This is a genomic window from Plantactinospora sp. KBS50 (assembly GCF_002285795.1).
Lineage (GTDB): Bacteria > Actinomycetota > Actinomycetes > Mycobacteriales > Micromonosporaceae > KBS50.
The window spans coordinates 2,577,575-2,603,367 of sequence record NZ_CP022961.1; the positions used below are offsets into that span (position 1 = coordinate 2,577,575).

A 25,793-nucleotide genomic window follows, 5' to 3' on the forward strand; every position below is an offset into this window, starting at 1 on the left:
GGGGGCATGAGGCGGTTGCTGTGGTTGGGGATCGGGCTCGCCGTGGGCGCCCTGGTGGTCCGCAAGGCCACCCGGGCCGCGCAGGCGTACACGCCGGCCGGGATCGCCACGTCGGTCACGGAATCCGTTGGCGGACTGGTGGAGTCGATGCGTAACTTCGTCGACGACGTCCGGGACGGGATGGCCGAGCGGGAGCAGGAGATCCACCGCGCGTTCGCCGAGGGCGTGCTGTACGAGGACCAGTTCGCCGAGCTGCGGGAGCCTCCCGGGTCCGGCGGTAACGAGTGGCTGCGGGAGGAAGGCACCCGATGAGAACGGCGGAGATCAAGCGACGGTTCCTGGCGCACTTCGAGGCGGCCGGTCACGCCGTGGTGCCGTCGGCTCCGCTGCCCGCCATCAGCGACCCGAACCTGCTGTTCATCAACGCCGGCATGGTGCAGTTCGTGCCGTACTTCCTGGGACAGCAGTCGCCGCCGTTCAAGCGGGCCGCCAGCGTGCAGAAGTGCATCCGGACGCCGGACATCGACGAGGTCGGCAAGACCAGTCGGCACGGCACGTTCTTCCAGATGAACGGGAACTTCTCCTTCGGCGACTACTTCAAGGCCGGGGCGATCCCGCTGGCCTGGGAGCTGTCCACCAAGCCGGTGGAGCAGGGCGGCTTCGGGCTGGACCCGGAGCGGATCTGGCCGACGGTCTACCTGGACGACGACGAGGCGTACGAGATCTGGCGGTCGGTGGGCGTGCCCGCCGAGCGGATCGTGCGGCGGGGCAAGAAGGACAACTTCTGGTCCATGGGCATCCCCGGCCCGGCCGGCCCCTGTTCGGAGCTGTTCTACGACCGCGGCGCCGCGTACGGCGCCGAGGGCGGTCCGGAGGTCGACGAGGACCGGTACCTGGAGTTCTGGAACCTGGTCTTCATGCAGTACGAGATCGCGGACGTGCGCAGCAAGGAGGAGTTCCGGATCGTCGGCGAACTGCCGAACAAGAACATCGACACCGGGATGGGCCTGGAGCGGATCGCCTCCATCCTGCAGGGCGTGGACAACCTCTACGAGATCGACGAGGTCCGCCCGATCCTGGACCGCGCGGCCGAGCTGACCGGCAAGCGGTACGGCGCCAACCCGTCGCACGTGGCCAGCGAGTCGCACCCGGACGACGTACGGCTGCGGGTGGTGGCCGACCACGTGCGGACCTCGCTGATGCTGATCGGCGACGGGGTGACCCCGTCCAACGAGGGCCGCGGCTACGTGCTGCGCCGGATCATGCGCCGGGCGATCCGGGCGATGCGGCTGATGGGCTTCCAGGAGCGGGCGCTGCCCGAGCTGCTGCCGGTGGCCCGGGACTGCATGTCCCCGTCCTACCCGGAGGTGGCCGAGGACTTCGACCGGATCTCCCAGTACGCGTACGCGGAGGAGGACGCGTTCCTGTCCACCCTGCGGGCCGGCACCACCATCCTGGACACGGCGATCGCCGAGACCCGGGCGTCCGGCGGCGCGGCCATCTCCGGCGCCAAGGCGTTCCAGCTGCACGACACGTACGGCTTCCCGATCGACCTGACCCTGGAGATCGCGGCCGAGCAGGGCCTGCGGGTGGACGACGAGGGCTTCCGCCGGCTGATGGCCGACCAGCGGGCGCGGGCCAAGGCGGACGCCCAGGCCCGCAAGACCGGCCACGTGGACACCTCGGTGTACCGGTCCGCGCTGGACGCGGGCGGCCCGGTGCTGTTCAGCGGATACACCGAGACCAGCCGGGAATCCACGGTGCGCACCCTGCTCTCCGGCGGCGCCGCGGTGCCCGCGGCCGGCGAGGGCGACCTGGTGGAGCTGGTGCTGGACGCCACCCCGTTCTACGCCGAGGGCGGCGGCCAGCAGCCCGACCAGGGTCTGATCACGGTGGGCGGCGGCCAGCTGGAGGTGCTGGACGTGCAGCAGCCGATCCCGGGGCTGACCGTGCACAGGGCCCGGGTGATCCGCGGCGAGGTGCGCGGCGGCGACACGGCGTATGCGGAGATCGACATCACCCGGCGGCGGGCGATCTCCCGGTCGCACACGGCCACCCACCTGGTGCACCAGACGATGCGGAACTTTCTCGGCGAGTCGGCCACCCAGGCCGGTTCGTTGAACGCGCCGGGCCGGCTGCGGTTCGACTTCAACACCCCGACCGGGGTGGCGCCGAGCGTGCTGGCCGACGTGGAGCAGCAGATCAACGAGGTGCTGCTGAACGACCTGGAGGTGCACGCCTTCATCACCAGCCAGGAGGAGGCCCGCCGGCTGGGCGCGATGGCGCTGTTCGGCGAGAAGTACGGCGAGCGGGTCCGGGTCGTCGAGGTCGGCGACTACGCCCGGGAGCTGTGCGGCGGCACCCACGTCGCCCGTTCCGGGCAGCTCGGCCTGGTGAAGATCCTCAACGAGTCGTCGATCGGTTCCGGGGTGCGCCGGGTCGAGGCGCTGGTCGGCATCGACGCCTTCGGCTTCCTGGCCCGGGAGCACCTGCTGGTGTCCCGGCTGGCCGAGCTGTACCGGGTGCCGACCGACCAGGTGGCCGACCGGGTCGAGCAGACCATCACCCAGCTGCGGGACGCCGAGAAGGAACTGGAGAAGCTGCGCGCCCAGCTCGTCCTGGGCGGCGCCGGGGCGCTGGCCGGGCAGGCGAAGGACCTGGGCGGCATCGCGTACGTCGGCACCGAGGCCCCCGAGGGCGCGGCCGGCAACGACGTGCGGACCCTGGCCCAGGAGATCCGCGGCAAGATCGACCCGGCGCGGCCGGCGGTGGTCGCCGTGGTGGCCCGCTCCGGCGGCAAGGTGTCCATGGTGGTCGCCGCCAACGGCGCGGCGAAGTCCCGCGGCCTGTCCGCCGCGGACCTGGTCAGGGGCGCGTTCTCCGGCCGCGGCGGAGGCAACGCCGACCTGGCCCAGGGCGGCGGCCTGCCGGCCGCGGAGGCCCCGCGGTTGCTGGCGGCGGTGGAACGGGCGGTCGCCGAGGCGTGAGTGGCCGCACCGTATCGGAAGTCCGTGCTCGTCCGATTCCGGAGTGTGAGTCCGGTGTCGCAATGGGCGGTGGTTGCCCGGTTCCGGTTGCTGCGGGGCGGGTTGTTGTGGTTTTCTCGGCCACGGCGACCCGCCCCGACCCGTCTGCCAAGGGAAACGGACCAGGATGAGCGACTTTCCGCGCGGCGTCCGCTTCGGTGTGGACGTCGGGCAGGTCCGGGTCGGGGTGGCCCGGTCGGATCCGGACGGTGTGCTGGCCACCCCGCTGGTGACGCTGGCGCGGGACCTGCGCACGGCCGCACCGGACGTGCCGAGCGACATCGCCGAACTGGTCCGGCTGGTGGGCGAGTACGAGGCGGTCGAGGTGGTGGTGGGGTTGCCGGTCACCCTGGCCGGCCGGCACGGTCCGGCGGCCGAGATCGCCACCGGGTACGCCCGCCGGCTGGCGGCGACCGTGGACCCCGTTCCGGTACGGCTGAGCGACGAACGGATGTCGACGGTCATCGCGTCTCGTAGGCTGTCCGAGCGGGGCGTGCGGGGACGGCGCCAGCGCGCGGTGGTCGACCAGGTGGCCGCGGTGGAGATCCTGCAGGGCTGGCTGGACGCGCAGCGGAGGCGGACGACATGATCGACGAGCTGGACCTCGGCTTCGAGGACCGGACCGAGAAGGGCCGACATCGGCGCGGGTACGTGGCCCGGCGCGGCGGCCGCAAGGGCGGCGGCCGGGGCAGGACCGTGGCCGCGCTGCTGATGACGCTGGTGCTGCTGGGCTGCCTCGCCGGTGGGGCGTGGTACGGCTTCGACCGGATCCAGGGATACTTCGGCACCCCCGACTACCCGGGACCGGGCACCGGTGAGGCGGTCGTCCAGGTGAAGGACGGCGACACCATCACCGACGTGGGCAACTCGCTCTACGAGGCCGACGTGATCAAGAGCGCGAAGGCGTACCTCAAGGCGGCCGAGGCCAACTCGCTGGCCAAGAACGTCGGTGCGGGGACGTACAAGCTGCGCAAGCAGATGAAGGCCGCGGACGCGCTGACCCTGCTGCTGGACCCGAAGTCCCGGATGGTCGAGGGCGTCACCGTCGCCGAGGGCGAGATCAGCCTGGCGATCTACCAGAAGCTGTCCAAGGAGACCGAGATCCCGGTCGAGGACTTCAAGAAGGCCGCCGAGGACCCGGAGAAGCTGGGCGTGCCGGACTTCTGGTTCAAGCGCACCGACGGCAAGAAGACGACCAGGAGCATCGAGGGCTTCCTCTACCCGGCGACGTACGAGATCCCGAAGGACGCCACGGCCGAGCAGATCCTGCGGATGATGGTGGCGAAGTTCCTGAGCGTGACCGAGGAGCTGAAGTTCGTCGAGACGGTGGAGGCCGAGCGCGGCGGCATCGCCCCGTACGAGGCGCTGATCACCGCCTCGATCGCCCAGGCCGAGTCGGTGAACGCCAAGGACATGGGCCCGGTGTCCCGGGTGGTCTACAACCGGGTCTACGCCGGCAAGTACTCGGTGTGCCACTGCCTGAAGATCGACAGTGCGATCAACTACTGGCTCCGGTTGCAGGGCAAGGATCCCAAGGACTCCGACAAGCTCAAGCAGAGCGAGATCAACGACCCGAAGAACCCGTACAACACGCACGACGTGGACGGCCTGCCGATCACCCCGATCAGCAACCCGGGCGAGGACGCGCTCAAGGGCGCGATGGACCCGCCGGCCAGCGACAACATCTTCTTCGTGTCCGTCGACAAGGAGGGCACGATGGGGTACGCCAAGGACGACGCCGGCTACCGGAAGCTGCAGGAGACCATGTGCCGCAACGGCGTGCTCACCGGCGAGAACTGTCGGTGAGGGCGGCCGTCCTCGGCAAGCCGATCGGGCACTCCCTCTCCCCGGTGATCCACAACGCCGGCTACGCGGCGGCCGGGCTGCCCGGCTGGTCGTACACGGCCATCGAGTGCGCCGAGGCGGAACTGCCGGGCCTGGTCGCCGGCCTCGGCGCGCAGTGGGCGGGGGTGTCGCTGACGATGCCGCTGAAGGAGGCGGCGCTCGCGGTGGCCGGCGAGGTCGCGCCGGTCGCGGCCGCCGTCGGTGCGGCCAACACCCTGGTACGGCGCACCGACGGCTCCTGGTACGCGGAGAACACCGACGTGGTCGGCATGGTGGAGGTGCTCACCGCGGCCGGCGTACCGGCCGGCGCGCAGGTCACGGTGCTCGGCGCCGGCGGCACCGCGCGGGCCGCGCTCGCGGCGGCGGCCCGGCTGGCCGCCGCCGGGGTCACCGTGCTGGCCCGGCGCCCGGCGGCGATCGACGAGCTGCACCCGGTGGCCGCGGCCCTGGGGGTGCCGCTGGCCGGCGCCGACTGGGCCGACGCGCCCCGGCTGGACGCCGACGTGGTGATCTCCACGGTGCCCCGGGGGGTGGCCGACCCGCTGGCCGGGGCGGTCCGCTGGCGGCCCGGCTGCGTCTACTTCGACGCCGTGTACGACCCGTGGCCCACCCCGCTCGCGGTGGCCGCGGAGGCCGCCGGATGTCCGGTCGTCTCCGGCCTTGATCTGCTGCTGGCGCAGGCGGTGGGCCAGTTCGAGCTGTTCACCCGGCGCACCGCACCGCGCACCGCGATGGCGGCGGCGTTGGCCGCGGCCCGCCGGACTTAGACCGATTCACCCGTTCCCACCAGGCGGCGACCGGTGGGGGCGTTCCGTGCGCCGGTGCCGGTCCGTGACAGACTGACGCCGTGTTGCGCTGGTTGACCGCAGGTGAGTCGCACGGACCGGCCCTGGTCGCCGTGCTGGAGGGTGTCCCCGCCGGGATCGAGGTGACCAGCGCGGACCTCGGTCGGGAGCTGGCCCGCCGCCGGCTGGGCTACGGCCGGGGCGCCCGGATGTCGTTCGAGCAGGACGAGGTCGAGATCATCGGCGGGATCCGGCACGGGCGCACCCTGGGCAGTCCGGTCGCGGTGCGGGTCGGCAACTCCGAGTGGCCGAAGTGGCGCACCGTGATGGCGGCCGACCCGGTGGATCCGGACGAGCTGGCCGGGCAGGCCCGCAACGCGCCGCTGACCCGGCCGAGGCCCGGCCACGCCGACCTGGCCGGCATGCAGAAGTACGGCCACACCGACGCCCGGCCGATCCTGGAACGGGCCAGCGCCCGGGAGACCGCGGCCCGGGTCGCCGTCGGCGCGGTCGCGAAGGCGCTGCTGCACCAGGCGCTCGGGATCCAGATCGTCTCGCACGTGGTCGAGCTGGGTCCGGTGGCCGCCAAGCCCGGCCTGCAACCCCGGCCCGAGGACGCCGAACGCGTCGACGCCGACCCGCTGCGCTGCCTCGACCCGGAGGCCAGCGCCCGGATGGTGGCCGAGGTGGACGCCGCGCGCAAGGACGCCGACACCCTCGGCGGGATCGTCGAGGTGCTGGCCTACGACGTGCCCCCGGGGCTGGGCAGCCACGTGCAGTGGGACCGCAAGCTGGACGCCCGACTGGCCACCGCGCTGATGTCGATCCAGGCGATCAAGGGCGTGGAGATCGGCGACGCGTTCACCCAGGCCCGGTCCCGCGGATCGGTGGCGCACGACGAGATCGTGCCGACCGCCACCGGCGTGCGGCGGGTCACCGACCGGGCCGGCGGCCTGGAGGGCGGCATCAGCACCGGCGAACCGCTGCGGGTACGGGCGGCCATGAAGCCGATCTCGTCGCTGAACCGCGCGCTGTCCACCGTCGACGTGGCCACCGGCGAGCCGGCCACGGCCATCAACCAGCGCTCCGACGTCTGCGCCGTGCCGGCCGCCGCGGTGGTGGCCGAGGCGATGGTCGCGCTGGTGCTGGCCGAGGTGGCGGTGGAGAAGTTCGGCGGCGACTCGGTGCCGGAGATCCGCCGCAACCTCGCCGGCTACCTGGAAAACCTGGTCATCCGGTGAGGTGGGCGTGATGGCGCCGGTCTGCGTACTGGTGGGCGCCCCGGGCGCCGGCAAGACGAGCACCGGGCAGCTGCTGGCCGCGGCGCTCGGCGTCGAGTTCCGGGACACCGACGCCGACATCGTGGCGCTGGCCGGCAAGCCCATCCCGGAGATCTTCATCGACGACGGCGAGGAGCACTTCCGCGACCTGGAGCGGGCGGCCGTGGCGGCGGCGCTGTCCTCCTTCGACGGGGTGCTCGCGCTCGGCGGCGGCGCGATCCTCGCCGAACAGACCCGCGACCTGCTGTCCCGGCACACCGTGGTGCACCTGTCGGTGGGACTGGCCGACGCGGTCCGCCGGGTCGGCCTGGACTCCGGCCGGCCGCTGCTGGCGATCAACCCGCGGGCCACCCTGCGGCACCTGATGGAGCAGCGCCAGCCGCTGTACGCGCAGGTCGCGGCGCACACGGTGGACACCGACGGGCGTACCCCGGAGCAGGTCGCCGCGCAGCTGCTGACGGTCCTGGGCTCCCGCGCGGGCGGGGTGGACCCCGCCGTAGGCTCGGATCGATGACCGGCACCGAGATGACCGACACCGAAGAGATCACCCGGATCCCGGTCGGCGGCGAGCGGCCGTACCAGGTCCTGGTGGGCCGCGACCTGCTGGCCACCGTGCCCGGGCTGCTGCCCGACGCCGGCCGGGTCGCCGTGCTGTACGCCCCGCCGCTGGCCGAGCCCGCGGGGGAGCTTGTCGAGCGGCTGGCCGCGGCCGGCCGCCGCCCGCTGCCGATCGAGGTGCCCGACGCGGAGGCGGGCAAGGCGCTGGCGGTGGCCGCGGACTGCTGGGAGCGGCTGGGCGCCGCCGGCTTCACCCGCGGCGACGCGGTGCTGGGCGTGGGCGGCGGCGCGGTCACCGACCTGGCCGGCTTCGTGGCGGCCTGCTGGCTGCGCGGGGTGCGCTGGCTGGCGGTGCCGACCTCGGTGCTGGGCATGGTGGACGCGGCGGTCGGCGGAAAGACCGGGATCAACACCGGGGCCGGCAAGAACCTCGTGGGCGCGTTCCACCCGCCGGCCGGGGTGCTGGCCGACCTGTCGATGCTGGCCGGGCTGCCGGCGGCGGAGCTGGTCACCGGGCTGGCCGAGGTGGTCAAGTGCGGTTTCATCGCCGACCCGGCGATCCTCGACCTGATCGAGCGCGATCCGGCCGCGAGCACCGACCCGGCCGGTCCGGTGCTGCGCGAGCTGGTCGAGCGGGCCGTGCGGGTGAAGGCCGAGGTGGTCTCCGCGGACCTGCGCGAGGCCGGCCTGCGGGAGATCCTCAACTACGGGCACACCCTGGCGCACGCCATCGAGCGGGTCGAGGACTACCGGTGGCGGCACGGGCACGCGGTGGCGGTCGGCCTGGTGTACGCGGCCCGGCTCGCCCGGCTCGCCGGGCGGCTGGACGCCGGCACGGCCGACCGGCACCGCCGGGTGCTCACCGCGCTCGGCCTGCCGGTGACCTACCCGGCGGACGCCTGGCCCCGGTTGCTGCCGGTGATGCGGGTCGACAAGAAGACCCGCGGCGACACCCTGCGGTTCGTGGTGCTGGACGGGCTGGCCCGCCCGGGAGTGCTGGCCGGACCGGACGAGGCGCTGCTGCGGGAGGCGTACCGGGCGGTGGCGTCGTGAGGGTCGAGGTGCTGAACGGTCCCAACCTGGGCCGGCTGGGCAGCCGGCAGGTCGAGGTGTACGGCCGGACCACGTACGCCGATCTGGTGGCGCTCTGCGAGCGCACGGGCGCCGAGCTGGGTCTGACGGTCGCCGTGCGGCAGACCGACGCCGAGCACGAGATGCTCGGCTGGCTGCACGCGGCGGCCGACGCCGGCGCCGCCGTGGTGCTCAACCCGGGCGCCTGGTCGCACTACTCGTACGCGGTGCGGGACGCCTGCGCGATGCTGCGGGCGCCGCTGGTCGAGGTGCACATCTCCAACATCCACGCCCGGGAGCGGTTCCGGCACCACTCGGTCGTCTCGGCCGTGGCGACCGGGGTGATCTGCGGGCTCGGCGTGGACGGCTACCGGCTGGCGCTGGCCCACCTCGCGGGCCCGGCGCACCCGAGCGGGCAGGGATCGCTCGACGCTGGGTAGACTTGCCGCGTCTATACGTCAATTGAAGATCAAGGCAGGACATGGCCACCACCAACGACCTCAAGAACGGTCTGGTTCTCAACCTCGACGGCGAGCTGTGGGCTGTTGTCGAGTTCCAGCACGTCAAGCCCGGCAAGGGCGGCGCCTTCGTGCGTACCACGCTGAAGAACGTGCTGTCCGGCAAGGTCGTCGACAAGACGTTCAACGCGGGCACGAAGGTCGAGACGGCCACCGTCGACAAGCGGACCATGCAGTACCTCTACGCCGACGGCGAGGACTACGTCTTCATGGATCTGGAGACCTTCGACCAGATCCCGGTGCCCGGCGGGACGGTCGGCGAGGCGGCCAACTACCTGTTGCCCGAGGCCGAGGCGACGGTGGCCACCCACGAGGGCGTCCCGCTGTACATCGAGCTGCCCACCAGCGTGGTGCTGGAGATCACCTACACCGAGCCGGGCCTGCAGGGCGACCGGTCCACCGGCGGCACCAAGCCGGCGACGGTCGAGACGGGCGCGACGGTGCAGGTTCCGCTGTTCATCACGACCGGAGAGAAGATCAAGGTCGACACGCGCGACGGTCGTTACCTCGGCCGCTCCTGATGGCCGAGGCGCCGAAATCGCAGATGCCCGCCCGCCGCAAGGCGCGCAAGCGGGCGTTGGAAGTGCTCTACGAGGCCGACCTGCGCGGTCAGCCGCCGATCGAGGTGCTGGCCGGCTACGTCGAGCGGATCGCCCAGCCCCGGCCCGACCACCTCGGGTACGCGGTGCGCCTGGTCGAGGGCGCGGCGCAGCACCTCGACCGGATCGACGAGATCATCGCCAGCTACGCCGAGGGCTGGACGCTGGACCGGATGCCGGTGGTCGACCGGAACCTGGCCCGGATCGCGGTGTACGAGCTGCTGTACGTCGACGAGATCGACGACGCGGTGGCGATCACCGAGGCGGTCGAGCTGGCGAAGCAGATGTCGACCGACGACTCGCCCCGGTTCCTCAACGGCATGCTCGGCCGGATCGCGGAGTACGCCACCCGCTGATCGTCGCGCGCCGGGCGGCGCACGCGAAGAGGCCCCGGGGGATCGCCCCGGGGCCTCGTTTTCGTCGTACCGGTGGTGCTGCTTCGTCGTACCGGTGGCGCTGCCGGCCCGGCGTGCCGCAGGGCGCGACCGGTCCGGCGCGCCGGGGGTGTTCCCGGGCCGGGGGTGCCGCCGGTGGGCCGGTGGAGGCGCCCGGCCCGGGGCGGGTCAGGAGGCGAACAGCGCCCGCGGGTCGGCCACCAGCACGCCGTGCTCGGTCAGCCGCTCGATCAGGCCGGACGGCGAGGCGTCGTACACGATCGCCAGCGCCCGCAGGTCGTCCGCGCGGATGGACAGCACGCGGCCGTTGTAGTCGCCCCGCTGCTGCTGGATGGCCCGCGCGTACCGGGCGACGTAGGCCAGTTCCTCCGACGCCTCGTCGTACAGCCGCTCCAGGTCCAGGACGATCTTGTTGGTGGGCTCGTGCCGGACACCGCTGCCGTCGGGCAGCAGCTCCGAAACGGGGACCCGGTAGAAGTCGGCCAACTCGGCGAGGCGGGACACGGTGACCGCCCGGTCGCCCCGCTCGTACGAGCCGACCACGACGGCCTTCCAGCGCCCGTTCGACTTCTCCTCCACGCCCTGCAGGGACAGCCCCTGCTGTTGGCGGATGGAGCGCAGTCGGGCGCCCAACGACTTGGCGTACTCAGACGGCATTCGGTCACTCCCAGTGCTGGCTTGGGGGTTCATCCCAGCGATCGCTACGGAGCGTGACGGTACGGGGATTGCGACACGTGGTCAAGTGCTGGCTACCGGTCGGTTTCCGAGGAGCCCTCGCGAATCGGTCATTTCGCCCTGCTGACCAGGGGATCAGTGATTTCTGACCGGTTACGGGTGGCCGACCCGGGATATGGAGGTAGGCGCTGGTAACGTGGCGCCGAGCCCCGGCCTGAGCGGGTGAGCAGGCCGTTTTCGACATCCTTTAACGACCCGTCCCGTGAGGCGGGGAAGGAGGTCCGCCGTGGCCTATCCGAGGGCCGCCCGAGATCAACAAGCGTCACCACCGTCCGTGAAGGTGATCCTGACGAGCGCCGACATCGCTCGCGTCCTGGACCGGATCGCCCACCAGATCCTCGAAAAGACCCATGGCGCCGCCGACGCGGTCCTGCTGGGCATCGCCACCCGGGGCGGTCCGCTGGCCCGCCGGCTGGCCGCGCGGATCGCCGCGTTCGAACACGTCGAGTTGCCCGTCGGGGTGCTGGACGTCACGCTCTACCGGGACGACCTGCGCCGCAACGCCATCCGGGCGGTCGGCCCCACCGAGGTGCCCCGGGCGGCGTCGACGGCAAGCGGGTGATCCTGGTCGACGACGTACTCTTCTCCGGCCGCACCGTCCGGGCCGCCCTGGACGCCCTCAACGATCTTGGCCGGCCGGCCTCGGTGCAGCTCGCGGTGCTGGTCGACCGCGGGCACCGCGAGCTGCCGATCCGCGCCGACTACGTGGGCAAGAACATCCCGACGGCGCTGGCCGAGAGCGTCCGGGTGACGCTGGCCGAGACCGACGGCACCGACGAGGTCCGGCTGCTCGCCGCCGACGCGGGGCGGCCGTCATGATCCGGCACCTGCTCTCCGGCGCCGACCTGGGCGCCGAGGACGCCACCCTGATCCTGGACACCGCGGCCGAGATGGCCAGCGTCACCGGCCGGGAGGTCAAGAAGCTCCCGGCGCTGCGCGGCCGGACCGTGGTGAACCTCTTCTACGAGGACTCCACCCGCACCCGCATCTCGTTCGAGGCGGCCGCCAAGCGGCTCTCCGCCGATGTGATCAACTTCTCGGCCAAGGGCTCCAGCGTCTCCAAGGGCGAGAGCCTCAAGGACACGGCGCTCACCCTGCAGGCGATGGGCGCGGACGCCGTGGTGGTCCGGCACCCGGCCTCGGGGGCGCCGTACCGGCTGGCCGACTGGGTGGACGGCAGCGTCGTCAACGCCGGCGACGGCACGCACGAGCACCCCACCCAGGCGCTGCTGGACGCGTACACGATGCGGTCCCGGCTGGGCCGCATCGCCGGCCTGCACGTGGCGATCGTCGGCGACGTCCTGCACAGCCGGGTCGCCCGCTCCAACGTGCAGTTGCTGGCGACCCTCGGCGCGAAGGTCACCCTGGTCGGGCCGCCCACCCTGATCCCGGTGGACTGGGCCACCCGTACCGCCGCCGCGGGCGGCCCCGGCACGGCGCCGGTGACCGACGTGTCGTACGACCTGGACAGCGTGCTGCCCGGCGCGGACGTGGTGATGATGCTGCGGGTGCAGCGGGAGCGGATGGCCGCCTCGTTCTTCCCGTCCGCCCGCGAGTACGCCCGCCGGTACGGCCTGGACGGGCCGCGGCTGCGCCGGCTGCCCGAGCACGCCGTGGTGATGCACCCCGGCCCGATGAACCGGGGCATGGAGATCGCGCCGGAGGTCGCCGACTCGCCCCGCTCCACCATCGTCGAACAGGTCGCCAACGGCGTGGCCGTCCGGATGGCCGTGCTGTACCTGCTGCTCGGCGGCAGGGCCGCCCGGTGAAACGCGAGGAGACCAACGTGACTGACGCGTACCTGATCAAGGGCGTCCGGGTGCTGGACGCCGAACCGACCGACCTGCTGGTGCGCGACGGCACGGTGCGGGAGGCCGGCCGGGGGATCGCCGCCGCCGGCGCCACCGTGCTGGACGCGGACGGCCTGGTCGCGCTGCCCGGCCTGGTCGACCTGCACACCCACCTGCGGGAACCCGGCCGGGAGGACGCCGAGACCGTCGAGTCGGGCTCCCGGGCCGCCGCGCTCGGCGGCTACACGGCGGTCTGCGCCATGGCCAACACCTCGCCGGTGGCCGACACCGCCGGCGTGGTCGAGCAGGTCTGGCGGCTGGGCCGGGAGGCCGGGCTGGTCGACGTGCAGCCGATCGGCGCCGTCACCATCGGGCTGGCCGGCGAGCACCTCGCCGAGCTGGGCGCGATGGCCGAGTCCGCCGCCGCGGTGCGGATCTTCTCCGACGACGGGCACTGCGTGGCCGACCCGCGGCTGATGCGCCGGGCGCTGGAGTACGTGAAGGCGTTCGGCGGGATCATCGCGCAGCACGCCGAGGAGCCCCGGCTGACCGAGGGCGCCCAGATGCACGAGGGCGAGGTCGCCACCCGACTCGGCCTGGCCGGCTGGCCGGCGGTCGCCGAGGAGGCGATCATCGCCCGGGACGTGCTGCTGGCCGAGCACGTGGGCAGCCGGCTGCACGTCTGCCACGTCTCCACCGCCGGCAGCGTGGAGGTGCTGCGCCAGGCCAAGGCCCGGGGGGTGGCGGTGACCGCCGAGGTCACCCCGCACCACCTGCTGCTCACCGACGAGCTGATCGCCGGCGGGTCGCCGGGCGGGGCGTACGACCCGGTCTACAAGGTGAACCCGCCGCTGCGGACCGCGGACGACGTGGCCGCGCTGCGCGCCGCGCTGGTCGAGGGCGTGATCGACGTGGTCGCCACCGACCACGCGCCGCACGCCGTGGAGGACAAGGAGTGCGAGTGGGCGTACGCCCGGCCCGGGATGCTCGGCCTGGAGACCGCGCTGTCGGTGGCGCTCGCCGTGCTCGGCCCGGACTGGGAGCTGATCGCCCAGCGGATGTCCCGGACCCCGGCCCGGATCGCCGGGCTGACCGGGCACGGGCACGACCCGGCGCCGGGCCGGCCGGCGACGTTCACCCTGGTCGACCCCGCCGCCCGGCGCCGGATCGACCCGGGCGAGCTGGCCAGCCGCAGTCGCAACACCCCGTACGCGGCAATGGAGCTGCCGGGCCGGATCGTCGCGACGTTCCTGCGCGGCGAGCCCACGGTGCTGGACGGGAAGGCCGTGAAGTGATCGGAGGTCGGGCATGAGAAGGCGTTCCGCGATCCTGGTGCTGGAGGACGGCCGGACCTTCCACGGGGAGGCGTACGGCAGCGTCGGCGAGACGTTCGGGGAGGCGGTCTTCACCACCGGGATGACCGGCTACCAGGAGACGCTCACCGACCCGTCGTACCACCGGCAGGTGGTGGTGCAGACCGCGCCGCACATCGGCAACACCGGGGTGAACGGCGAGGACGACGAGTCGTCGCGGATCTGGGTGGCCGGGTACGTGGTGCGCGACCCCGCGCGGATCGGCTCGAACTGGCGCTCCACCGGGGAACTGGAGGACCGGCTGGCGGCCGAGGGCGTGGTCGGGATCTGCGGCGTGGACACCCGGGCGCTGACCCGGCACCTGCGCTCCCGCGGAGCCATGCGGGTCGGCGTCTCCAGCCTGGAGGACGACCCGCAGGCGCTGCTGGAGCGGGTCCGCCGGTCGCCCCAGATGGTCGGCGCGGACCTGTCCGGCGAGGTGAGCACGGCGCAGCCGTACACGGTCCCGGCGCTGGGCCAGCACCGGTTCACCGTCGCCGCCCTCGACCTGGGCATCAAGCGCAACGTGCCGCGCCGGCTCGCGGCCCGCGGCGTCACCACCCACGTGCTGCCGGCCGCCAGCACGATGGCCGACGTGCTGGCCACCGGGGCGGACGCGGTGTTCTTCTCGCCCGGTCCGGGCGATCCGGCCACCGCCGATCAGCCGGTGGCGCTGGCCCGCGAGGTGCTGGCGCGCCGGATGCCGCTGTTCGGGATCTGCTTCGGCAGCCAGATCCTCGGCCGGGCGCTCGGCTTCGGCACGTACAAGCTGGGCTACGGCCACCGGGGCATCAACCAGCCGGTGCTCGACCGGGCCACCGGCAAGGTGGAGGTGACCAGCCACAACCACGGCTTCGCGGTCGCCTGGCCGGGCCGCGACCAGGCGCCCGGTGCGGTCGCCCGGCCGGGCGACCAGCGGCCCGGCGCCGCCGCGCCCACTGGGCCGGGCGCCGGCCCCGTCGTGCCCGACCAGGTGGTCGAGACGGACTTCGGCGGGGTACGGGTCAGCCACGTGTGCCTGAACGACAACGTGGTCGAGGGGCTGCGCGCCGTGGACGTACCGGCGTTCACCGTGCAGTACCACCCGGAGGCCGCGGCCGGACCGCACGACGCGGACTACCTGTTCGACCGGTTCGCCGAGTTGATCGAGGGCCGGAACTCCAACGGAGGGCGGGCAGATGCCTAAGCGGACCGACCTGCGACACGTGCTGGTGATCGGCTCGGGGCCGATCGTCATCGGGCAGGCGTGCGAGTTCGACTACTCGGGCACCCAGGCGTGCCGGGTGCTGCGCGCCGAGGGACTGCGGGTCAGCCTGGTCAACTCGAACCCGGCGACCATCATGACCGACCCGGAGTACGCCGACGCCACCTACGTCGAGCCGATCACGCCGGAGTACGTGGAGCTGGTGATCGCCAAGGAGCGCCCGGACGCGCTGCTGCCCACCCTGGGCGGGCAGACGGCGCTGAACACGGCGGTCGCGCTGCACGAGTCGGGCGTGCTGGAAAAGTACGGCGTGGAGCTGATCGGCGCGGACATCGACGCGATCCGCCGCGGCGAGGACCGGCAGCTGTTCAAGGAGATCGTGGTGCGCGCCGGCGCCCGGCTGGGTCTGGCGGAGCCGGAGCGGCTGGTGCCGCGCTCGCGGGTGTGTCACTCGATGGACGAGGTCCGCCAGACCGTGGCCGAGGTGGGCCTGCCGGTGGTGATCCGGCCCTCGTTCACGATGGGCGGGCTGGGCTCCGGGATGGCGCACACCGACGGGGACCTGGAGCGGCTGGCCGGCACCGGGCTGGCGGCCAGCCCGGTGCACGAGGTGCTGATCGAGGAGAGCGTGCTCGGCTGGAAGGAGTACGAGCTCGAACTCATGCGCGACCACCACGACAACGTGGTGGTGGTCTGCTCGATCGAGAACGTCGACCCGATGGGCGTGCACACCGGGGACAGCGTGACGGTGGCGCCGGCCATGACGCTCACCGACCGCGAGTACCAGCAACTGCGCGACCTGGGCATCGCCGTGCTGCGCGAGGTGGGGGTCGACACCGGCGGCTGCAACATCCAGTTCGCGGTCGACCCGGCCGACGGCCGCCTCGTGGTGATCGAGATGAACCCGCGGGTGTCCCGGTCCTCGGCGCTGGCGTCCAAGGCCACCGGCTTCCCGATCGCCAAGATCGCCGCGAAGCTCGCCATCGGCTACACCCTCGACGAGATCCCGAACGACATCACCCGGGAGACCCCGGCCGCGTTCGAGCCGGTGCTGGACTACGTGGTGGTGAAGATCCCCCGGTTCGCCTTCGAGAAGTTCCCGGGCGCCGACGCCGAGCTGACCACCACGATGAAGTCGGTGGGGGAGGCGATGGCCATCGGCCGGAACTTCACCGAGGCGCTGAACAAGGCCATGCGCTCGGTGGAGTCCACCGCGGCCGGCTTCTGGACCACCCCGGACCCGGCGGGCGCCACCCGGGAGAACACCCTGGCGGCGCTGCGGGTGCCGCACGACGGCCGGCTCTACACCGTGGAGCGGGCGCTGCGGCTGGGCGCGGGCATCAGCGAGGTGGTGGCGGCCTCCGGCGGCATCGACCCCTGGTTCGTCGACCAGATCGCCGCCCTGGTGGAACTGCGCGCGGAGATCGCGGACGCCTCGGTGCTCGACCTGGACCTGCTGCGCCGGGCCAAGCGGGTCGGGCTGTCCGACCGGCAGATCGCGGCGCTGCGCCCCGAACTGGCCGGCGAGGACGGGGTGCGGACGCTGCGGCACCGGCTCGGGCTGCGCCCGGTGTTCAAGACCGTGGACACCTGCGCGGCCGAGTTCTCGGCGCTCACCCCGTACCACTACTCGGCGTACGACCAGGAGACCGAGGTGTTGCCCTCGGCCCGGCCGAAGGTGCTGATCCTGGGCTCCGGGCCGAACCGGATCGGCCAGGGCATCGAGTTCGACTACTCCTGCGTACACGCGGTCCTGGCGTTGCGCGGCGCGCCCGGTGCCCCGGGCGGTGGCCCGGTCTCCGACGGCCCGGGGACCGGCGGGTTCGAGACCGTGATGGTCAACTGCAACCCCGAGACCGTGTCCACCGACTACGACACCGCCGACCGGCTCTACTTCGAACCGCTCACCTTCGAGGACGTCCTGGAGGTGTGGCGGGCCGAGGACGAGTCCGGCCGGGCGGCCGGCGGACCCGGCGTGGTCGGGGTGATCGTCCAACTCGGCGGGCAGACGCCGCTGGGTCTGGCCCGGCGGCTCAAGAACGCCGGGGTGCCGGTGGTGGGCACCTCGCCGGAGTCGATCCACCTGGCCGAGGACCGCGGGGCGTTCGGCGCCCTGCTGGACCGCTCCGGCCTGCGGGCGCCGGCCTACGGCACCGCCACCTCGTTCGAGGAGGCGAAGGCGATCGCCGACGAGATCGGCTACCCGGTGCTGGTCCGGCCCTCGTACGTGCTCGGCGGCCGGGGCATGGAGATCGTCTACGACGAGCCGACGCTGCGCGGGTACATCGGCCGCGCCACCGACATCTCCCCGGACCACCCGGTGCTGGTGGACCGGTTCCTGGACGACGCCATCGAGATCGACGTCGACGCGCTCTGCGACGTGGACGGCGAGGTCTACCTCGGCGGGGTGATGGAGCACATCGAGGAGGCCGGGATCCACTCCGGCGACTCGTCCTGCGCGCTGCCGCCGATCACGCTGGCCGGGTCGTACCTGGAGGAGGTGCGGCGGTACACCGCGACCATCGCCCGGGGGATCGGGGTGCGCGGGCTGCTCAACGTCCAGTACGCGCTCAAGGACGACATGCTGTACGTCCTGGAGGCCAACCCGCGGGCGTCCCGGACCGTGCCGTTCGTCTCGAAGGCCACCGCGGTGCCGCTGGCCAAGGCCGCGGCGCGGATCATGCTCGGCGCGACCATCGCCGAACTGCGCGACGAGGGGCTGCTGCCGGCCACCGGCGACGGCGGCCGGCTGCCGGACGACTCGCCCATCGCGGTGAAGGAGGCGGTGCTGCCGTTCAAGCGGTTCCGTACCCCGGCCGGCAAGGGGGTGGACTCGTTGCTCGGGCCGGAGATGAAGTCCACCGGCGAGGTGATGGGGATCGACACCGGGTTCGGGCACGCGTTCGCCAAGAGCCAGGCCGCGGCGTACGGCTCGCTGCCGACCAGCGGCGCGGTCTTCGTCTCGGTGGCGAACCGGGACAAGCGCGGGATGATCTTCCCGGTGCGCCGGCTCACCGACCTGGGCTTCACGATCGTGGCGACGGCGGGCACCGGCGAGGTGCTGCGCCGGCACGGCATCGTCTGCCAGGTCATCCGCAAGCACTACGAGGAGGCGGGGGACGGGCCGGACGCGGTGTCGATGATCCTCGGCGGCGAGGTGAACCTGGTGATCAACACGCCGCAGGGTTCGGGGGCGAGCGCTCGTTCCGACGGCTACGAGATCCGCAGCGCCGCCGTCACCACGGACATCCCGTGCATCACCACGGTGCCCGGGGCGGCGGCCGCGGTGCTGGGCATCGAGGCGCTGATCCGGGGCGAGATGTCGGTCCGGCCGTTGCAGGAGCTGCACGCCGCGCTCCGGGCCGCCCGGTGACCGACCTCGCCGGCACACCGGGCGCCGGAGGCCGGCGGTGATCTTCGAACGGGTGGTCCGGCCCCGGCTGTTCCGGATCGGCGGCGGGGACGCCGAGGCCGCGCACGAGTGGACGCTGCGCCGGCTCGCCGCGCTCTCCGGCAACCGGGCCGCCCTGGCCGCCCTGCGCGGGCGGTACGCGGTCCGGGCGCCGCGGACGGTGTTCGGCGTCGAGTTCCCGAACCCGGTCGGCCTGGCCGCCGGGATGGACAAGGACGGCGTCGCGCTGCCGGCCTGGCCGGCGCTCGGCTTCGGGTTCGTCGAGGTCGGCACGGTCACCGCGCACCCGCAGCCGGGCAACCCCCGGCCGCGGCTGTTCCGGCTGCCGGACAGCGCCGCGGTGGTCAACCGGATGGGCTTCAACAACTGCGGCGCCGCCGCGCTGGCCGCCCGGCTCGCGGCGCTGCGGCGCCCGCTGGGCGTGCCGCTGGGGATCTCGCTGGGCAAGTCGAAGGTGACGCCGCTGGACGGTGCCGTGGCGGACTACCTGGCCTCGTACCGCGCGCTGCGCGAGCACGGCGACTACTTCGTGGTGAACGTCTCGTCGCCGAACACGCCCGGCCTGCGGGAGTTGCAGGACCGGGAGCACCTGGACGCGTTGCTCGGCGCGCTGGTGGGGCAGCGGCCGATCCTCGTGAAGATCGCCCCGGACCTGACCGAGCCGGCGATCGCGGAACTGCTCGCGGTATGCCTGGAGCGCGGCGCGGCCGGGGTGGTGGCCACCAACACCACGGTGGCCCGGCCGGAGGTGGCCGAGCGGGACCGGCCGGCGGCGGCGCAGCGGGGTGGCCTGTCCGGGCGCCCGTTGGCCGCCCGTGCCCGCGAGGTGGTCGCGTTCGTCCGGCGCGAGGCGGGCGACGCCCTGCCGGTGATCGGCGTGGGCGGCCTGATGGCCCCGGACGACGCGGCCCGGATGTTCGACGCCGGCGCCAGCCTGGTGCAGCTCTACACGGGATTCATCTACCGGGGGCCGGCACTGGTCCGGGCGGTCGCCCGGGCCGCGGCGGCGGCACCGCCGGCCGCGGGTGTCAGCACAGGGCCCTCCCTGCCCCGGTAGCGGTGACAGGGGCCGTTCCGTTCTCCGAAGGAGGCGCCGGGTGAGCCCGGAAGAGTTGTTGGCCACCGACCGGGAGCACGTCTGGCACCCGTACGCCCCGATGCCCTCGACCACCCCGCCGTACCCGGTGGTGGCGGCGCAGGGCGTCCGGCTGCGGCTGGCCGACGGCCGGGAGCTGGTGGACGGCATGTCCTCGTGGTGGGCCGCCATCCACGGCTACCGGCACCCGGCGCTGGACCGGGCGGTGGTCGAGCAGGTGGGCCGGATGAGCCACGTCATGTTCGGCGGCCTCACCCACGAGCCGGCGGTGCGGCTGGCGCGCAGCCTGGTCGAGCTGACCCCACCCGGGCTGGAACACGTCTTCCTCTGCGACTCGGGCTCGGTGAGCGTCGAGGTGGCGATCAAGATGTGCCTGCAGTACCAGCGGGGTCGCGGTCGCCCCGAGCGGCGCCGGCTGGCCACCTGGCGTGGCGGATATCACGGCGACACCTTCCACCCGATGAGTGTGTGCGACCCGGAGGGCGGGATGCACCACCTCTGGACGGGGGTGCTGCCGCGGCAGGTCTTCACGGCCGAGCCGCCGGCCGGGTACGACGCACCTGTCGATCAGGAATACGCGGCGGCGCTCGTCGAGGCGGTCGAGCGACATGCCGGGGAATTGGCCGCGGTCATCGTGGAACCGGTGGTGCAGGGCGCCGGCGGCATGCGCTTCCACCATCCCTATTACCTCAAGGTGTTGCGTGAGGTAACCAAGCAGCATGGGGTGTTACTCATTTTCGACGAGATTGCTACGGGATTTGGTCGCACCGGTCGGTGGTTCGCCGCCGATCACGCCGAGGTGACCCCCGACGTGATGTGCGTCGGCAAGGCGCTCACGGCGGGATATCTCACCCTCGCCGCCGCGCTCTGCACCCCGGAGGTGGCCCGCGGGATCTCGGCCGGCGGGGTGTTGGCGCACGGCCCGACGTTCATGGCCAACCCGCTGGCCTGTGCGGTGGCCAACGCCTCGATCGAGCTGCTGCGCGACGGCGGCTGGGCCACGGACGTACCCCGGATCTCGGCCGGCCTGCGGGCCGGGCTGGCGCCGCTGGCCGGCGCCCCCGGCGTGCGCGACGTGCGGGTGCTGGGCGCCATCGGGGTGGTGCAACTGGATCACGAGGTGGATCTGGCCGCGGCCACCGACGCGGCCGTGCGGCACGGCGTGTGGCTGCGGCCGTTCCGGGATCTCGTCTACGCGATGCCGCCGTACGTCACCGGCGACGCAGACGTGATCCGGATCACTGAAGGCATCGCGGCGGCGGTGGCCGCGGGATGAACGGCGGCCGGGAACGGCCGGAGAGAGGAGACGAGATTCGATGGAGACCTTCGGAGAACGGCTGGTCGCGGCGATCGAGCGGCGCGGACCGCTGTGTGTGGGCATCGATCCTCATCCGGCCCTGCTGACCGGCTGGGGGCTGCCGGACAGCGTCGACGGGTTGGACCGGTTCTGCGCCGCGGTGGTCACCGCACTGGCCGGCCGGGTGGCGGTGGTAAAGCCGCAATCCGCCTTCTTCGAGCGTTTCGGCGCACGAGGCGTCGAGATTCTTGAGTCAACTATCCGACACTTTCGGTCGAGCGAAACCCTTGTGCTGCTCGATGTGAAGCGTGGCGACATCGGCTCGACGGTCGCGGCGTACGCCTCGGCGTATCTGGATCCATCCAGCCCGTTGTATGCCGACGCGATCACCGCGAGTCCGTACCTCGGCGTCGGGGCGCTGGCGCCGATGTTCGATCTGGCGGCCGCGCACGGCGGCGGCGTGTTCGTGCTCGCCCTCACCTCGAATCCGCAGGGCCGGGCCGTGCAGCACGCCCGCGGCGCCGACGGGCGCACCGTGGCGCAGTCCGTCATCGACGAGATTTCCCTGCTCAACAAGGGTGTCGAGCCGCTCGGCAGCGTCGGGCTGGTGGTCGGGGCCACCGTCGGGCGGACCGGTCACGACCTGTCCCGGGTCAATGGCCCGCTGCTGGCACCGGGCCTCGGCGCTCAGGGCGCCCGGGCGGCCGACCTGCGGACGGTGTTCGGTGACCGGCTGTCAGCGGTGTTGCCCTCGTACTCCCGAGAGGTGCTGTCGGCCGGCCCGGACCCGGCCGCGCTGCGGGCCGCGGCCGAGCGCGTACTCGCCGAATGTCGCGCGGCACTGGCGCCTGATGCTGAGTGACCAATCGGTCACGAAATCATGATCTCCGCGCGCCCACGTTGCCGAAACCGTCGTTGACCGCTAGTTTTCCCGGCGCTGGGAACCGCGTACCCCTTTGGTTCACAGCCACACCATGTTTCACAGATGCGGCGACTCGACTGGCCGCCGCGATAGGGACCTGAGGAGAACTGGTGCCGCTCCCGTCATTGAGCCCCGAACAGCGCGCAGCAGCGCTGGAAAAGGCCGCGGAGATCCGCAAGGCCCGCGCTGAGCTGAAGGAGCAGCTCAAGCAGGGCAAGACCACCCTCGCCGCCGTCCTGGAGCGGGCGGAGTCCGACGATGTCGTCGGCAAGCTGAAGGTTTCGGCCGTCCTGCAGGCGATGCCGGGCATCGGCAAGATCCGGGCTACACAGATCATGGAGAAGCTCAAGATCGCCGACAGCCGGCGCCTGCGTGGCCTCGGCGAGCAGCAGCGCAAGGCACTGCTTGGGGAGTTCTCCGCGAACTAGTTCGCGGGACCGTGTAGAAACAAGCAGTGAGCATGGATGACGACGCGCGCCCGGCAGCCCGTCTCACGGTCCTCTCCGGCCCTCGGGGGTCGGCAAGGACAGCGTGATCGAGCTGATCCGGGCGCGCTCGCCCTGGGTCTGGCTGTCGGTCTCGGTGACCACCCGCAGGATGCGGGACTACGAGGTCGACGGCGTCCACTACTACTTCGTCGACCGGCCCGAGTTCGAGCGGATGGTGGCCGCTGGGCAACTGCTCGAATGGGCCGAGTTCGCCGGCAACCTGTACGGCACGCCCCGCGGGCCGGTCGAGGCACACCTGCGGCACGGCCGGCCGGTCCTGCTGAAGATCGACCTGCAGGGCGCCCGGCAGGTCCGGCAGGCGATGCCGGAGGCACAGTTGGTCTTCCTGGCCCCGCCCAGCGTCGAGGAACTCAAACGCCGGCTGATCGGCCGGGGCACCGACGACGAGGAGACGATCCGCCGGCGGCTGGCGCACGCGGACGAGGAACTCGCCGCCGAGCCCGAGTTCGACGTGACCGTCGTGAACGACTTCGTCGAGCGGGCAGCGGAGGAACTGGTAGGCTTGCTCGGTTATTCCTTTCTGACCCCGGCCCAGCCGCGTTCCGGCGGCTGAGGGCACCGGTCGAGGACGGCACCGCGTCCGCCGCGCGGTCGAGACGACACAGAGGTTCTTTTTCGTGGGATCCATCGCCAACCCCGAGGGCATCACCAACCCGCCGATCGACGAGCTGCTCGAGAAGACGTCCTCGAAGTACTCCCTGGTGATCTTCGCGGCCAAGCGCGCCCGCCAGGTCAACGCGTACTACAGCCAGCTCGGCGAGGGCCTGCTGGAGTACGTCGGCCCGCTGGTCGAGACCACCCCGCAGGAGAAGCCGCTCTCGATCGCGATGCGCGAGATCAACGCCGGCCTGCTCACCGCCGAGCCGATCGAAGCGCCGTAACCGCGATGCCCGGCCACGTCGTCCTCGGCGTGGGCGGGGGCATCGCCGCGTACAAGGCATGTGAGCTGCTCCGACTGCTGACCGAGTCGGGGCACTCCGTGCGGGTGGTGCCGACCGCGTCCGCGCTCGCCTTCGTCGGCGCGCCCACCTGGGCCGCGCTCTCCGGCCAGCCGGTTGCCTCGGACGTCTGGTCCGACGTGCACGAGGTGCCGCACGTACGGCTCGGCCAGCAGGCCGACCTGGTCGTCGTGGCCCCCGCCACCGCGGACCTGCTGGCCCGCGCCGCGCACGGCCTCGCCGACGACCTGCTCACCAACATCCTGCTGACCGCCCGCTGTCCGGTCGTGCTGGCCCCGGCCATGCACACCGAGATGTGGGAGCATCCGGCCACCGTGCAGAACGTCGCGACCCTGCGCCGCCGGGGCGTCCTGGTGATCGAGCCCGCCAGCGGCCGGTTGACCGGAGCGGACACCGGCAAGGGCCGGCTGCCGGACCCGGCCGAGATCTTCGCGGTGGCCCGCCGGGCGCTGGCCCGCCCGGCCGGCACGGCGGACCTGGCCGGCCGCCGGGTGGTGGTCACCGCCGGCGGCACCCGGGAGCCGCTGGACCCGGTCCGCTTCCTCGGCAACCGCTCGTCCGGCAAGCAGGGGTACGCGTTCGCCCGGTCCGCCGTGGCCCGCGGCGCGAAGGTGACGCTTGTCACTGCAAACGTCACGCTCGCCGAGCCGGCCGGCGTCGAACTGGTCCGGGTGGGCACCACGGCGGAGCTTCGGGCGGCCACCGTCGAGGCCGCGGCCGGCGCCGACGCGGTGGTGATGGCCGCCGCGCCGGCGGACTTCCGGCCGGCGACGTACGCCGCCGAGAAGATCAAGAAGGCGGGCGACGGATCGGCGCCGACCCTCCCGCTGGTCACCAACCCCGACATCGCGGCGGAGCTGGGCGAGCGCCGTACACCGGGCCAGGTGCTCGTGGTGTTCGCCGCCGAGACCACCGACGCCGAGGCCAACGCGCGCGGCAAGCTGGCGCGCAAGAAGGCGGACCTCATCGTGGTGAACGTGGTCGGCGAGGACCGGGTGTTCGGCGCCGACACCAACGCCGCGATCGTGCTGGGCGCCGACGGGTCCCGCCTCGAACTGCCCGAGCAGGCCAAGGAGGACCTCGCCGACCGGGTCTGGGACCTGGTGGTCGCCCGACTGTCCGACAGGTGACCGTCGCGGCCAAGTTCCGGCCGCTCCGGATGCCGGCGCGGTAGCCTGCGGCAAAGGTCGGCGGCGGTGTTTACACTGCCGCCAAGAGCTGTCGACAATGAGGAGCGCCGTGGCACGCCGCCTGTTTACCTCCGAGTCGGTCACGGAAGGCCACCCGGACAAGATTGCCGACCAGATCAGCGACGGAATCCTCGACGCGTTGCTCAGCCAGGACCCGCGCAGCCGGGTCGCCGTCGAGACACTGATCACGACCGGTCAGGTCCACGTCGCCGGCGAGGTCACCACCCAGGCGTACGCCGACATTCCGACGATCGTGCGGGAGACCATCCTCAGCATCGGCTACGACTCGTCGAAGAAGGGCTTCGACGGCGCCTCCTGCGGGGTGAGCGTCTCGATCGGCGCCCAGTCGCCGGACATCGCGCAGGGCGTGGACAACGCCTTCGAGCTGCGCACCGGATACTCCGAGAGCGCGCTGGACGCGCAGGGCGCCGGCGACCAGGGCATGATGTTCGGCTTCGCCTGCTCGGAGACGCCGGAGCTGATGCCGCTGCCGATCGCGCTGGCGCACCGGCTGTCCCGCCGGCTGTCCTCGGCCCGCAAGGACGGCACCATCCCCTACCTGCGACCGGACGGCAAGACCCAGGTCACCATCGAGTACGACGGCTTGCGGCCGGTCCGGCTCAACACGGTGGTGGTCAGCAGCCAGCACGCCGCGGACATCTCGCTGGAGTCGCTGCTCACCCCGGACGTGCGCGAGCACGTGATCGCCCCGGAACTGGAGGGGCTGGGTCTGGACACCGGCGACTACCGGCTGCTGGTCAACCCGACCGGCCGGTTCGAGATCGGCGGCCCGATGGGCGACGCCGGCCTCACCGGACGCAAGATCATCGTTGACACGTACGGCGGGTACGCGCGGCACGGCGGCGGGGCCTTCTCGGGCAAGGATCCGTCCAAGGTCGACCGCTCGGCGGCGTACGCGATGCGCTGGGTGGCCAAGAACGTGGTGGCGGCCGGCCTGGCCGAGCGGTGCGAGGCGCAGGTCGCGTACGCCATCGGCAAGGCGCACCCGGTGAGCCTGTTCGTCGAGACGTTCGGCACCGAGAACGTGCCGGTGGACCGGATCGAGCGGGCCATCGGCGAGGTGTTCGACCTGCGCCCGGCGGCCATCATCCGGGACCTGAACCTGCTCCGCCCGATCTACCGGCAGACCGCCGCGTACGGCCACTTCGGGCGGGAACTGCCCGACCTGACCTGGGAGGGGACCGACCGGGCCGGCGACCTGAAGTCGGCCGCGGGAGCCTGACCGGCGA

The 25,793-nt window shown here is 72.7% G+C and carries 23 protein-coding genes and 2 pseudogenes; 24 read left to right on the forward strand and 1 reads right to left on the reverse strand.

Going from position 1 to position 25,793, the window contains the following annotated elements; all coding sequences use genetic code 11:
* The first annotated feature begins 6 nt into the window (after nucleotides 1–6).
* The 11 genes from CIK06_RS11460 to nusB all read left to right on the forward strand — a co-directional run bounded on the left by CIK06_RS11460 (nucleotide 7) and on the right by nusB (nucleotide 10,038).
* Nucleotides 7–312, forward strand: a complete 306-nt coding sequence (locus CIK06_RS11460) for a DUF6167 family protein (protein ID WP_095564816.1) — start codon at nucleotides 7–9, stop codon at nucleotides 310–312.
* Nucleotides 309–2,987 (forward strand): alanine--tRNA ligase, encoded by a 2,679-nt coding sequence (alaS, locus tag CIK06_RS11465; protein WP_095564817.1) that lies wholly within the window; start codon nucleotides 309–311, stop codon nucleotides 2,985–2,987. The genes CIK06_RS11460 and alaS overlap by 4 nt, the downstream gene beginning before the upstream one ends.
* A 166-nt stretch (nucleotides 2,988–3,153) precedes the next feature.
* Complete coding sequence (ruvX, locus tag CIK06_RS11470; protein WP_095564818.1) at nucleotides 3,154–3,615, forward strand: Holliday junction resolvase RuvX; 462 nt, start codon at nucleotides 3,154–3,156, stop codon at nucleotides 3,613–3,615.
* A complete protein-coding gene (mltG, locus tag CIK06_RS11475) occupies nucleotides 3,612–4,832 on the forward strand; it encodes an endolytic transglycosylase MltG (RefSeq protein ID WP_095564819.1) in 1,221 nt (406 codons plus the stop codon). Before ruvX ends, mltG begins: the two co-directional genes overlap by 4 nt.
* Nucleotides 4,829–5,638 carry a shikimate dehydrogenase gene (locus tag CIK06_RS11480; RefSeq protein ID WP_095564820.1) on the forward strand — a complete coding sequence of 270 codons (810 nt, stop codon included), beginning with the start codon at nucleotides 4,829–4,831 and terminating at the stop codon, nucleotides 5,636–5,638. The genes mltG and CIK06_RS11480 overlap by 4 nt, the downstream gene beginning before the upstream one ends.
* A gap of 80 nt (nucleotides 5,639–5,718) precedes the next feature.
* Nucleotides 5,719–6,897, forward strand: coding sequence for a chorismate synthase (gene aroC, locus CIK06_RS11485; RefSeq protein WP_095564821.1), 1,179 nt, complete (start codon nucleotides 5,719–5,721; stop codon nucleotides 6,895–6,897).
* A 10-nt stretch (nucleotides 6,898–6,907) separates the two neighbouring features.
* On the forward strand, nucleotides 6,908–7,450 hold the full coding sequence (locus tag CIK06_RS11490; RefSeq protein ID WP_095567742.1) for a shikimate kinase: 543 nt from the start codon (nucleotides 6,908–6,910) through the stop codon (nucleotides 7,448–7,450).
* Nucleotides 7,447–8,547 (forward strand): 3-dehydroquinate synthase, encoded by a 1,101-nt coding sequence (aroB, locus tag CIK06_RS11495; RefSeq protein WP_232534159.1) that lies wholly within the window; start codon nucleotides 7,447–7,449, stop codon nucleotides 8,545–8,547. The genes CIK06_RS11490 and aroB overlap by 4 nt, the downstream gene beginning before the upstream one ends.
* The gene (aroQ, locus tag CIK06_RS11500; RefSeq protein WP_095564822.1) at nucleotides 8,544–9,005 is read left to right on the forward strand and encodes a type II 3-dehydroquinate dehydratase; all 462 of its coding nucleotides are present in this window, start codon (nucleotides 8,544–8,546) and stop codon (nucleotides 9,003–9,005) included. Before aroB ends, aroQ begins: the two co-directional genes overlap by 4 nt.
* A 41-nt stretch (nucleotides 9,006–9,046) precedes the next feature.
* Nucleotides 9,047–9,604 (forward strand): elongation factor P, encoded by a 558-nt coding sequence (efp, locus tag CIK06_RS11505; RefSeq protein ID WP_095564823.1) that lies wholly within the window; start codon nucleotides 9,047–9,049, stop codon nucleotides 9,602–9,604.
* 23 nt (nucleotides 9,605–9,627) lie between these two features.
* On the forward strand, nucleotides 9,628–10,038 hold the full coding sequence (nusB, locus tag CIK06_RS11510) for a transcription antitermination factor NusB (protein ID WP_198348202.1): 411 nt from the start codon (nucleotides 9,628–9,630) through the stop codon (nucleotides 10,036–10,038).
* A gap of 207 nt (nucleotides 10,039–10,245) precedes the next feature.
* Here nusB and CIK06_RS11515 read toward each other — a convergent pair whose 3' ends face one another.
* A complete protein-coding gene (locus CIK06_RS11515) occupies nucleotides 10,246–10,734 on the reverse strand; it encodes a transcriptional regulator (protein WP_095564825.1) in 489 nt (162 codons plus the stop codon).
* A 304-nt stretch (nucleotides 10,735–11,038) separates the two neighbouring features.
* Between CIK06_RS11515 and pyrR the strand changes: the two are divergent.
* The 13 genes and pseudogenes from pyrR to metK all read left to right on the forward strand — a co-directional run bounded on the left by pyrR (nucleotide 11,039) and on the right by metK (nucleotide 25,786).
* Nucleotides 11,039–11,631: pseudogene (gene pyrR, locus CIK06_RS11520) on the forward strand (bifunctional pyr operon transcriptional regulator/uracil phosphoribosyltransferase PyrR).
* Nucleotides 11,628–12,581 (forward strand): aspartate carbamoyltransferase catalytic subunit, encoded by a 954-nt coding sequence (locus tag CIK06_RS11525; RefSeq protein ID WP_095564826.1) that lies wholly within the window; start codon nucleotides 11,628–11,630, stop codon nucleotides 12,579–12,581. The pseudogene pyrR and the gene CIK06_RS11525 overlap by 4 nt, the downstream one beginning before the upstream one ends.
* A gap of 17 nt (nucleotides 12,582–12,598) precedes the next feature.
* Nucleotides 12,599–13,897 (forward strand): dihydroorotase, encoded by a 1,299-nt coding sequence (locus CIK06_RS11530; protein ID WP_095567743.1) that lies wholly within the window; start codon nucleotides 12,599–12,601, stop codon nucleotides 13,895–13,897.
* A 13-nt stretch (nucleotides 13,898–13,910) separates the two neighbouring features.
* On the forward strand, nucleotides 13,911–15,140 hold the full coding sequence (gene carA, locus CIK06_RS11535; protein ID WP_095564827.1) for a glutamine-hydrolyzing carbamoyl-phosphate synthase small subunit: 1,230 nt from the start codon (nucleotides 13,911–13,913) through the stop codon (nucleotides 15,138–15,140).
* Nucleotides 15,133–18,531 (forward strand): carbamoyl-phosphate synthase large subunit, encoded by a 3,399-nt coding sequence (carB, locus tag CIK06_RS11540; RefSeq protein WP_095564828.1) that lies wholly within the window; start codon nucleotides 15,133–15,135, stop codon nucleotides 18,529–18,531. The genes carA and carB overlap by 8 nt, the downstream gene beginning before the upstream one ends.
* A gap of 37 nt (nucleotides 18,532–18,568) precedes the next feature.
* A complete protein-coding gene (locus CIK06_RS11545) occupies nucleotides 18,569–19,627 on the forward strand; it encodes a quinone-dependent dihydroorotate dehydrogenase (RefSeq protein WP_095564829.1) in 1,059 nt (352 codons plus the stop codon).
* Nucleotides 19,628–19,667: 40 nt separating this feature from the next.
* Entirely contained in the window at nucleotides 19,668–20,942 is a 1,275-nt protein-coding gene (locus CIK06_RS11550; protein ID WP_095564830.1) for an adenosylmethionine--8-amino-7-oxononanoate transaminase, read from the forward strand.
* Between the two features lie 40 nt (nucleotides 20,943–20,982).
* The gene (gene pyrF / locus CIK06_RS11555) at nucleotides 20,983–21,825 is read left to right on the forward strand and encodes an orotidine-5'-phosphate decarboxylase (protein ID WP_095564831.1); all 843 of its coding nucleotides are present in this window, start codon (nucleotides 20,983–20,985) and stop codon (nucleotides 21,823–21,825) included.
* Between the two features lie 170 nt (nucleotides 21,826–21,995).
* Nucleotides 21,996–22,313: an integration host factor, actinobacterial type gene (mihF, locus tag CIK06_RS11560; protein WP_095564832.1), complete on the forward strand. Its 318-nt coding sequence runs from the start codon at nucleotides 21,996–21,998 to the stop codon at nucleotides 22,311–22,313.
* Nucleotides 22,314–22,339: 26 nt separating this feature from the next.
* Nucleotides 22,340–22,947: pseudogene (gene gmk / locus CIK06_RS11565) on the forward strand (guanylate kinase).
* Nucleotides 22,948–23,011: 64 nt separating this feature from the next.
* Nucleotides 23,012–23,275 carry a DNA-directed RNA polymerase subunit omega gene (gene rpoZ, locus CIK06_RS11570; RefSeq protein ID WP_095564834.1) on the forward strand — a complete coding sequence of 88 codons (264 nt, stop codon included), beginning with the start codon at nucleotides 23,012–23,014 and terminating at the stop codon, nucleotides 23,273–23,275.
* Between the two features lie 5 nt (nucleotides 23,276–23,280).
* On the forward strand, nucleotides 23,281–24,483 hold the full coding sequence (coaBC, locus tag CIK06_RS11575) for a bifunctional phosphopantothenoylcysteine decarboxylase/phosphopantothenate--cysteine ligase CoaBC (RefSeq protein ID WP_095564835.1): 1,203 nt from the start codon (nucleotides 23,281–23,283) through the stop codon (nucleotides 24,481–24,483).
* Nucleotides 24,484–24,592: 109 nt separating this feature from the next.
* Nucleotides 24,593–25,786: a methionine adenosyltransferase gene (gene metK / locus CIK06_RS11580; RefSeq protein ID WP_095564836.1), complete on the forward strand. Its 1,194-nt coding sequence runs from the start codon at nucleotides 24,593–24,595 to the stop codon at nucleotides 25,784–25,786.
* The last annotated feature ends 7 nt before the right edge of the window (nucleotides 25,787–25,793 follow it).

Coding starts and splice junctions, on each gene's coding strand:
- CIK06_RS11460 (WP_095564816.1), top strand. CDS start 7: ATGAGGCGGTTGCTGTGGTTGGGGATCGGGCTCGCCGTGGGCGCCCTG.
- alaS (WP_095564817.1), top strand. CDS start 309: ATGAGAACGGCGGAGATCAAGCGACGGTTCCTGGCGCACTTCGAGGCG.
- ruvX (WP_095564818.1), top strand. CDS start 3,154: ATGAGCGACTTTCCGCGCGGCGTCCGCTTCGGTGTGGACGTCGGGCAG.
- mltG (WP_095564819.1), top strand. CDS start 3,612: ATGATCGACGAGCTGGACCTCGGCTTCGAGGACCGGACCGAGAAGGGC.
- CIK06_RS11490 (WP_095567742.1), top strand. CDS start 6,908: ATGGCGCCGGTCTGCGTACTGGTGGGCGCCCCGGGCGCCGGCAAGACG.
- aroB (WP_232534159.1), top strand. CDS start 7,447: ATGACCGGCACCGAGATGACCGACACCGAAGAGATCACCCGGATCCCG.
- efp (WP_095564823.1), top strand. CDS start 9,047: ATGGCCACCACCAACGACCTCAAGAACGGTCTGGTTCTCAACCTCGAC.
- nusB (WP_198348202.1), top strand. CDS start 9,628: ATGCCCGCCCGCCGCAAGGCGCGCAAGCGGGCGTTGGAAGTGCTCTAC.
- CIK06_RS11515 (WP_095564825.1), bottom strand. CDS start 10,734: ATGCCGTCTGAGTACGCCAAGTCGTTGGGCGCCCGACTGCGCTCCATC.
- CIK06_RS11525 (WP_095564826.1), top strand. CDS start 11,628: ATGATCCGGCACCTGCTCTCCGGCGCCGACCTGGGCGCCGAGGACGCC.
- carA (WP_095564827.1), top strand. CDS start 13,911: ATGAGAAGGCGTTCCGCGATCCTGGTGCTGGAGGACGGCCGGACCTTC.
- carB (WP_095564828.1), top strand. CDS start 15,133: ATGCCTAAGCGGACCGACCTGCGACACGTGCTGGTGATCGGCTCGGGG.
- pyrF (WP_095564831.1), top strand. CDS start 20,983: ATGGAGACCTTCGGAGAACGGCTGGTCGCGGCGATCGAGCGGCGCGGA.
- coaBC (WP_095564835.1), top strand. CDS start 23,281: ATGCCCGGCCACGTCGTCCTCGGCGTGGGCGGGGGCATCGCCGCGTAC.